Annotated in this window: 1 pseudogene; it reads right to left on the bottom strand. The window is 57.0% G+C overall.

Features of this window, described 5'->3' with window-relative positions:
- Positions 1-251 (bottom strand): annotated as a pseudogene (locus tag BK660_RS30950) (DUF1254 domain-containing protein); the annotation flags it as partial.
- Positions 252-258 lie beyond the last annotated feature (7 nt).

Here is a 258-nt window from a genome sequence, read left to right as displayed (position 1 = left end):
GGCGGGTACTGCGGCACGCTCACAAACATGTTCATCTGGCCTTTACCAAACTCTTTGCCGGGTTCGATATTGGTGAACTGCTTGCGGGTGATGTCCATGGTCAGCAGCGGATAAAAGTACAGGTAGGCGTCAACGCCAATGGCGTGTGCCTCTTCGGGCGTGACGTTGGTTCGGGCCTGGCTGGCCAATGGGAAAACGGCGGCAGCCGCGAGGGTTAGGGCAACGGCTGTCAATGCTTGAGTCATCAACATTTAGGCG

It is taken from the genome of Pseudomonas brassicacearum, assembly GCF_003732265.1.
Classification (GTDB): Bacteria; Pseudomonadota; Gammaproteobacteria; order Pseudomonadales; family Pseudomonadaceae; genus Aquipseudomonas; species Aquipseudomonas brassicacearum_D.
This window is presented reverse-complemented; position numbering and strand designations above follow the sequence as displayed.